Origin of the sequence: Nostoc sp., from assembly GCF_035638895.1 — a bacterium.
Lineage (GTDB): Bacteria > Cyanobacteriota > Cyanobacteriia > Cyanobacteriales > Nostocaceae > Nostoc.
In genome coordinates, this window is record NZ_DASQZC010000350.1 from 20,228 (window position 1) to 28,268 (window position 8,041).

Below are 8,041 nucleotides of genomic sequence, written 5' to 3' on the forward strand. Positions count from 1 at the left end.
TAGCCAAGATATATCGAATGGCACTAAGAAAACCTGAAACCTTTGTCTGAGGGAGGTGTGGGAGGATGGGGAGGATGAGGAAGAAATCTGGCTCCCCACACTCAAAAGCCAGTTAAATCACGGGTTTGCGCTTATCTTAGTGCCATTCAAGATATATCAATGCTGGACTGCGTGAAGTAACCTCTGCTGTAACCGTGTATAGCGCTTTTGGTCGTCGTTAGAGCGCACCGCTAGAGAGATGGCTTTTTTGGCTCCCACAACGATCGCTAACTTCTTGGCACGGGTCAATCCTGTATAAAATAGATTCCGAGTCAACATCATATAATGCTGCATATAGATTGGCAGAATCACCACTGGATATTCTGACCCCTGACTTTTATGAATAGTCACGCACCATGCCAGGGCAATTTCATTCAAGTCCGCGTAATCGTAAACGACAAGGCGCTCACCATACTACACTATAACTTCTTGCTCGATAGTATCAATGTTTTGGATTATTCCCAAATCGCCGTTGAAGACTTCGCGGTTATAATCATTTGTCAGCTGAATGATCCGATCACCCTCGCGTAATAAATTCCCACCTCTGTTAATCTCCACCTTGTCAGGGGTGGGTGGATTAATCAACTGCTGCAACACGGTATTAAGATTGCGAGTCCCGACTACTCCCCGTGTCATCGGGCAAAGCACTTGGACATCAGTGGCCCGATTGTAACCTAAGCCAGGGAGCAAGTCTGTAATCAACTCGCAGATTGCTTGCACTCCATGTTCAGGCTGATGACCTCCACCATGCCACAGACAATCAGACACAGGATTGTCGGAGATTGGCTCGATTGTCGGATAAATTCCTCGATTAATTTGGTGAGCAGCAGTGATAATGGCACTCGTTTGAGCTTGGCGAAATACCTGGGTCAACCGCACCACCGGAACTCGTCCAGAATTAATCAGGTCAGCAAGTATTTGACCTGGGCCGACAGATGGTAACTGGTCAATGTCACCCACCAACAATAGTAGAGCGCCAGCTAATACTGCTTTAACCAAGGAGTAAGCCAGAAACAAATCAAGCATCGAAGCTTCGTCAGCGATAATTGCCGTGTGGGGTAAAGGATTTTCGCTATCGCGCTTGAAACCCCTTGAACGGGGGTCAAATTCTAACAATCGATGTATGGTTTTGGCTTCTAGCCCAGTCATTTCACCCAAACGTTGAGCAGCCCGTCCAGTAGGTGCAGCCAGGGCAATAGATTTCCCCATCGCTTTCCACAAACTGACAATTGTGTGAGTTGTAAAGGTCTTTCCAACGCCAGGGCCACCAGTGAGGATCATGATTTTGGAATAAGCTGCTGTTTCTACTGCCAAGCGTTGCTGTTCTGAAAGCTGAATTTTCCGGCTGGCTGTAAAGCGGTCAATCCAATCATGCACACGCTCAATATCAGTCCTAACAGGTTTTTCCAAGCGTTGGCGTATCAGTTGAGCTAAATTCTGTTCTGTATGAAAGTAAGTCGGCTTATAGCAAAGTAGCCTTTTTTCTTCATCCCGCTCTCTAATCAGTTCATCTGTTAGAGCCATATCTTTGATGATTTGTGCGATGCCTTCGGCAACCCGAAGCGGGAACGCTTCTTCTTTCTTCTGTGGGCTGATGAGATTCGGTTGTCAGCAGTTTGATTACAGACTCAATCAATTCGCTTTGTGGCAGGTAACAGTGGCCATCTTCGGCAGCTTCACTTAAACAGTGGATAATTCCCGCACGATAACGAAATTCTGAGTCTGGGGCAACTCCTATATTTCTCGCAATTTTATCAGCAGTTAAAAAACCAATCCCGTAGATGTCGGCTGCTAGCTGATAGGGGTTTTTGGTGACTGTAGCGATCGCTTCATCCTTATATTGCTTGTAAATCTTCACAGCATAAGTGGTAGAAACACCATGCCCCTGGAGAAATACCATCACTTCTTTGATGGCTTTTTGAGTTGACCAAGCGTTTTTGATGAGTGTGATCCGTTTTTTGGCAATACCCTGGACTTCAATCAGTCGTTCAATCTGGTTTTCGATAATGTCGAGGGTTTCTAAACCGAAGTGAGCGACGATACGCTTGGCTGTGACTGGGCCCACGCCTTTGATTAAACCACTGCCCAAATATTTCTCAATTCCGGTGAGAGTCGCTGGTTTGGTTTCTCGATAATTAACTACCTGGAACTGGGGGCCAAATTGTGGATGGTCACGCCAGAAACCAGTTAGCTGTAAAGTCTGACCTGGCTGAATATTGGCAAAGCTGCCGACAATTGTTGTGAGTTCTGTGCTGCGGGGGCGGGTCAGTCTTGCCACAGTGTAGCCTGACTCAGCAGAGTAAAAAGTTAAACGTTCTACGACTCCGGTGATTGTTTCGTGTTGAGGAAAGGCATTTACTTGTTGAGGGGAAAGATTAGGGGGAGTGGACATTGCCTGTTAGAAGAGGCCGCACAGCACATCATTATATATAATACTGGAATTCAGCGAACTATAGTACATAAATACTAAGCTACATACCCAGTCTTAGTGTCATCGAGAACTCACCCTAATTTCTCCGATTAGCTTGACTTACTCCTATGAAACAATTTGTAAAAGTAAGAATATTGAATTTATTTACTTGTAGCAATAACTTTGTCAATTTCTTGTAATTTCTGCTGAAAAAGAGAGCGCATTTCGTGAAGCTGTTTACTACTAGCTTTTTTAAGCAAATCTCCAGAAATTCCATTAACTTTTTGAAATATTATTTTTACCTCTTTTAACTCTTGTTCATTTGACTTTAAATACTTGATCCTAATTTTTCTAACCAGTTCACGAGTTTCTGTTACTGTCAGATTTTTCTTTAAGACTTCATCTGTTGCTGCAATCCGTTCGGATGCTGCTTGATTTTCGGAGATGTCTAATGCCTTGGCAGATAGAGTTGCCAATGCTAAAGCATGAGCGCCTTTGAGTCCATGCTGCCTGATAACCTGTTTTAAATCTTGAGGCAGATAAAGCATCGGCATTAGATTAGCTTTCACAGAACTAGGATTTAACCCCAACTCTAGCAGCACTAGTAGTAGACTCTGTTCTTTACCTGTAATTTCCAGTAGTTCTAAGCCCTGTTGCTGTTGATCGACGCTAACAGCCATCAATTTTGCTAGCTCTTTACTATTTCCATTTCTCTCTATTCTTTTAATTACCGTTCCCAACATTGTGGAAACTTCATCCATTGGCAAATTAGCGGACTTCATTACTTCTTTAAATACTGCCTCTGCTTTATCTAAAGGATTCAAGTCTTCAAAGCCAAGAAAAGTTAGTAATGCAGATTGATCTAAGTCCTTAGGCATTGATACTATTACTGCACGAATAGTTGACCAGCCTAGTAATTTAGCTCCTTCAGTACGTAGCTGCCCATCTAACAGTATGTAACGACCATTATTCTGTCTGACTAAGATGACTGCTGAAATCTGCCCGTGTTTTTTGAGTAATCGTGCTTTTGCTTGTATTAATTCTGGTGTAATTGTCTGCCGAGGCTGATTAGGATTCGGGTCAATGAGATTTAAATCAACTTGTACTTCTCCTGATTGATTTTGAAGTTGTTCTCGGAGTTTTTGCAGTTCATTCTCTAATTCAGGAGATTGTGCGGTTCTGAGTCTTTCTACTTCTATTTGAAGTTCAGCAATTTTTTGTTCTTGCTCAGTTTTTTGAACTGCATTACTAAATTTACTAGCAATTTTAGGCAAAGCCACGATTATTTTTTCTCCTTAATTAAAGCAACTAAATCATCTGTAATTTGCTTAAAATCTTTACAAGCAGGATGTTTGGGACGGTATTTTTGTAAAGGTAGCCCGTGAGCGCTAGCATTTTTGAATTCATTGGAACTACGAACTTTGGGGTAAAGTTTCAATTGTAAATGTTCAGTGATTTCTGGTAATTGCTCTAGATATTGTCTGTGCATCGCTACGGTATCATCATACATACTTGGCACAAACCCTAAAATTGGTGGACGAGGTGATAACTGTAACTCATCACTGGTTGAAATGCACCATTCTACCAATTCTGCTGAACCAGAAATCGCTTTCATTTCTAATTGCACTGGAACTAATATGTGAGTTGAAGCGGCTAAAGCATTAACATTCAGCATTCCCAATGTGGCCGGACAATCCAAGATTACTAAGTTATGAGGTAATGGGTAGTTTTTTAAGCGATCACTAAGTGTGTACTCTCCTCGCTTCCTAATTACTAATTCGTTGGCCATTTCAGCCATTAATGGATGTCCTTGGCAGACTTGAATTTTTGATTCTTCCCAAACCGAAATTAATTTCCAATCCCCCTTAAAATCTTTGGATAATGCTTTGACTAGAGTATTAGATACTTCAGCAGGTGGTACCCCACAAAACACATCTAAAGAGCGTTGTGGATCTAAGTCAAGTATTGCTACAGAAAAGCCACGCCGAACTATCTCGTATGCAAGGTGTACACTGAGTGTAGTTTTACCTACACCGCCTGCGTTAGCTATCAGTGAGAGAACTATCTGCTTCATATCAGTTTTTTTGTCGGATTTTGAAATTCGACATTAAGCTTTTGAAAAATGTATATCATGCATTTGTATTTGTCACCTATTTCTGTCGTATTTTAAAATACGACACATTTTTTAAGGATTGAGAAATAAACAAAATGAAATTGAAATCAACTCAACGTCCATCTAAACCATCAAAACAGCAACAGCCCAAACCCATTACCTCATCTGTTAAATCTGATTTGACTTTAGTTGATGAATAACTCAAAATTCAGTAACAGCCTGACCATCCCCCTGTTGAGGAAAAACCCATGAAGCTGCCAAAAGTTGAGCCACAGGTGACTGGCAAGCGCAACAAGAAAAAAATAGATTTACCGCAACCAAACCTCATATACCCTTTCAAGACCGTCTCGAAGAACCAGAATTACCGCCAGAACCCTGTCAACACATCCAATTTATGGACTGCGACAAATAAGTGGGGCGTGTGATATTCGAGTGCTACCACTGGAATTCGGGGATAATCAGCGAGTACACTGGAGAACCCGTAATGAGCGAGTACAAAGGACGACCTTCAGTAATTTTCACAAAGGTAAAATGCCCCAACTGTGAGCAAACAGCGATTAGACTGTAAGCAAGGGAAGTACTTTCGATTACGGCAATACCTTCACCTTGGCAGCAATAATGGCACGCTCTCTCTTCAAGAGTGATTAGTAAGAGATATTTACGATTGATAATGCAAATGAGATTTTTACCCTCAATAATAACTGCACTAACGGCACTGACACTAACTAGTTGCAGCACTATTACTGCTGAACAGTATGAAGCTACAGCACTCACCAGTTACTCCTGGCAAATCAAGTATGCCAATGATCTAACTAATCAACCACAGCCACGCATTGAAACCTTTGCTACTAATTCAGTGTTGAATCGGAATGGATTGAAACCTGCAGGAGTAGTTGTTGGCCCAGATGACCAAGGGCTATGGTGGCCTACTTTACCGCCACGACCAAGTGTTGATGAAGTTGAACAACGTAAAAAATCTCAAGAAGAGGCAGGCAAACCTGAATTGATGAAAGATGTTCAGTACAAACTGACCTACGGAGTGGGTAATTTACAGAAGACACTACCTACTAATTACGATGTTTATCGGCAAGTAGTAAAAGCTTACCCCCAAAGAACTCCTTTGCAATTGACTTTGGGCGTGAATGATAATTCAGTCGAGAAAGCTGAACCTGTAAGCAAGTAATAACTCTAAGTTACGCAAGAAACAAGAGATTATAGATCAAGACTGAATTGCTTTTCAACAAAAAATTGACAGTAAAGTATAAATCAAAGAGTCAACGATGATCTAATTTAATTTCTGCTGCGTTGATAAAAAAGATTTCAAAAATTGCTCATGGGGGCTATATGGGGGCTATATATACCCCATATATAGGTTAGTAATTTTGTGATATTTTGACCCCTATATATACCCTATATAGGTGCTAAGTAGGGTACATTTGACTAGTTGATATTTTGTACCCCACTTAGCCCCCAAGGGGTTATGATAAACTCTTGAGTCTGGAGAAAAAACGCAGCGGAGCTGAGGAGCAGGAGAGCAAGAGAAAATTTTTGCATTAACAATTATTAGTTATCGGTGTAAGAAAAACTAATTATTCTGCTGAAGGTCAGAGTTCTCCATTTTGAACAGTAAATAGTAAACACTAAGAACTGTTTTGATTCTCTCCTCTGCTCCTCTGCTCCCCTGCTCCCTTTCTCCCCTGCTCTTGCAGATCACTTGAACAGATAACTTTCACAAATAAAAGTGTATTACCTCTGTCTTTATGTCAAACATTCACACCTTACAAAAAATTTTTCCTGCGGGTTTCGATAATGGTTACGGAAGTCTCAAACTTTTAGTCGATGGCTTTGAAGTAGTTCGTGTGCCGAGCTATATAACCAATGCCGAGATGGAAGATGTTCCAGGACGTGTAGTTTTCAACGGTACTGCTTACACAGTTGGAGAGTCAGCTTACCGTACAGGAAATTATTTTGACCGCAACACAGACAATAATGAAAATAAAGTCAACAACGCATTATTGACTTTATTGGGTGCATTAGCACATCTGCCACACCGTAAGGCTTGGCACTTAAAATTAGTCGTGAGCCTACATGATGTTGCTCTGGCTAACGAATTGCAAAAAGTACTAAGTGGAGAATATCAGCCGATACTTGCTGGCAAGCAATCAGATGTAAAGGTAGAAGTCCTGAAAGTTGTGCTAGAGGGGATGGGTGCATTATTTGGGCATCCACTACCGAAAAAGTTAACCATTTTAGACTTTGGCAATGGTACAACCCTGTATTCTCGTTACAACCGGGGTCAGCGAGAAGTTCACACCGCCTACCCCATCGGTGTAGAAGTTCTCATCGATGATATCTCCCAAAAAATGAAACATTTAAATGGCGGAAAAATCGGAGACCCATCCAAAATCCGATTTTGTTTGGAAATGGGGCATACCAGATATAGCCGTGACATCGATATCAAAGATGTATACGGCGCTTGTTTGAAAGATTGGTATGAAAAATACTTGAAGAAAGTGGTGAATCTGACACTTGATGCCAAGCACCAGGGGGATGAAATCTGGGCGATTGGTGGGGGTTGCCTGTTACCAGGATTTAAGAAGCTCTTGGAGAAGAACGGGTTCAAAATTCTGGACAATCCGGTGGAAGCCAATGTCTTTGGACTTTTAGAGATGGCAAAAACCATCAGCAGCAAGAATTCACCAACTACATCTCTTAAGTTATAACAATGGCAGACAAACTTGACTTAACCCCAGAAAAAGTTCGGATCAAAGATAGTTACCGAGAGCGGATATTTGCCGAATCACAGCAACTAGGCAAGAGTTACCTAGAGACGCTTTACTTTATTATTGATTGCTATTTTGCTTTCAGAAAGGGTGCATTTCCCACACAACAAGTAACTTTCACGCCCAATAATACTGAAGATAACAAACTTATTCAGCCGACTCAAAAGCCATCTACTATTGAAAACCAAGAGGATTCTGATGACCAAACCTTCACTCTTGATTTTGAGTTGTAAGGGAAGTATAGGACTGCTGCCTCTATAGTGCGTAAGTCAAGCGATCGCACGATAGCGTCATCGCTTTCTTTTGCATAAAGAAGATAGTTCTAGCACCTCTGTTTGCTAAAGTAATTCTAAGGCGCGTGAATTTCCAAACAATCCAGAGGCATCTTAAACAATTCGCAATTCACAATTCGCAATTCGCAATGACGCGACGCTCCTGTGTCGCTACCGCGGACTCGCTAACGCAATTACGTTTTGTAATGGGGATTTAGACCCCAACCCAACACAAAACAAGCTTTTTCCTTTGGGGATGGGGTCTTAAACCCTTTAATTCACGATAACTATGAGAATACTTCATGGCACCTGGATACCAAACGAGGAAACTGACTTTATTCAGTCAGGGTCTTTTTACTTGTGGGTAGAAACTCAATTATCCCAAAAAAGTCACACCAATAGTCAACAAATTCATCCTGGACAT

Annotated in this window: 8 protein-coding genes; 3 read left to right on the forward strand and 5 right to left on the reverse strand. The window is 41.6% G+C overall.

All coding sequences use genetic code 11. The features are described from left to right. Window positions 1–156: 156 nt before the first annotated feature. The 5 genes from VE944_RS34140 to VE944_RS17220 all read right to left on the reverse strand — a co-directional run bounded on the left by VE944_RS34140 (window position 157) and on the right by VE944_RS17220 (window position 4,523). A complete protein-coding gene (locus VE944_RS34140) occupies window positions 157–390 on the reverse strand; it encodes an ATP-binding domain-containing protein (RefSeq protein ID WP_414690135.1) in 234 nt (77 codons plus the stop codon). Window positions 391–453: 63 nt separating this feature from the next. After that, window positions 454–1,563, reverse strand: coding sequence for an ATP-dependent DNA helicase (locus VE944_RS34145; RefSeq protein ID WP_414690136.1), 1,110 nt, complete (start codon window positions 1,561–1,563; stop codon window positions 454–456). Further along, window positions 1,547–2,431 (reverse strand): helix-hairpin-helix domain-containing protein, encoded by an 885-nt coding sequence (locus tag VE944_RS34150; protein WP_414690137.1) that lies wholly within the window; start codon window positions 2,429–2,431, stop codon window positions 1,547–1,549. Before VE944_RS34150 ends, VE944_RS34145 begins: the two co-directional genes overlap by 17 nt. A gap of 179 nt (window positions 2,432–2,610) precedes the next feature. Further along, window positions 2,611–3,729 carry a ParB/RepB/Spo0J family partition protein gene (locus tag VE944_RS17215; RefSeq protein ID WP_324979233.1) on the reverse strand — a complete coding sequence of 373 codons (1,119 nt, stop codon included), beginning with the start codon at window positions 3,727–3,729 and terminating at the stop codon, window positions 2,611–2,613. A gap of 2 nt (window positions 3,730–3,731) precedes the next feature. Next, window positions 3,732–4,523 carry a ParA family protein gene (locus tag VE944_RS17220; RefSeq protein ID WP_069074846.1) on the reverse strand — a complete coding sequence of 264 codons (792 nt, stop codon included), beginning with the start codon at window positions 4,521–4,523 and terminating at the stop codon, window positions 3,732–3,734. 709 nt (window positions 4,524–5,232) lie between these two features. Here VE944_RS17220 and VE944_RS17225 point away from each other — a divergent pair. The 3 genes from VE944_RS17225 (at window position 5,233) to VE944_RS17235 (ending at window position 7,578) form a co-directional block, all read left to right on the forward strand. Next, window positions 5,233–5,745: a hypothetical protein gene (locus VE944_RS17225; protein ID WP_324979238.1), complete on the forward strand. Its 513-nt coding sequence runs from the start codon at window positions 5,233–5,235 to the stop codon at window positions 5,743–5,745. 577 nt (window positions 5,746–6,322) lie between these two features. Next, window positions 6,323–7,285: a ParM/StbA family protein gene (locus VE944_RS17230; RefSeq protein ID WP_324979241.1), complete on the forward strand. Its 963-nt coding sequence runs from the start codon at window positions 6,323–6,325 to the stop codon at window positions 7,283–7,285. Between the two features lie 2 nt (window positions 7,286–7,287). Further along, window positions 7,288–7,578: a hypothetical protein gene (locus VE944_RS17235; protein ID WP_324979244.1), complete on the forward strand. Its 291-nt coding sequence runs from the start codon at window positions 7,288–7,290 to the stop codon at window positions 7,576–7,578. Window positions 7,579–8,041: the final 463 nt, after the last annotated feature.

What these genes read in the sequence shown, in the direction of transcription:
- VE944_RS17220 (WP_069074846.1), bottom strand. Translation starts at nt 4,523, where the DNA reads ATGAAGCAGATAGTTCTCTCACTGATAGCTAACGCAGGCGGTGTAGGT.
- VE944_RS17235 (WP_324979244.1), top strand. Translation starts at nt 7,288, where the DNA reads ATGGCAGACAAACTTGACTTAACCCCAGAAAAAGTTCGGATCAAAGAT.
- VE944_RS17230 (WP_324979241.1), top strand. Translation starts at nt 6,323, where the DNA reads ATGTCAAACATTCACACCTTACAAAAAATTTTTCCTGCGGGTTTCGAT.
- VE944_RS34150 (WP_414690137.1), bottom strand. Translation starts at nt 2,431, where the DNA reads ATGTCCACTCCCCCTAATCTTTCCCCTCAACAAGTAAATGCCTTTCCT.
- VE944_RS34145 (WP_414690136.1), bottom strand. Translation starts at nt 1,563, where the DNA reads ATGGCTCTAACAGATGAACTGATTAGAGAGCGGGATGAAGAAAAAAGG.
- VE944_RS17225 (WP_324979238.1), top strand. Translation starts at nt 5,233, where the DNA reads ATGCAAATGAGATTTTTACCCTCAATAATAACTGCACTAACGGCACTG.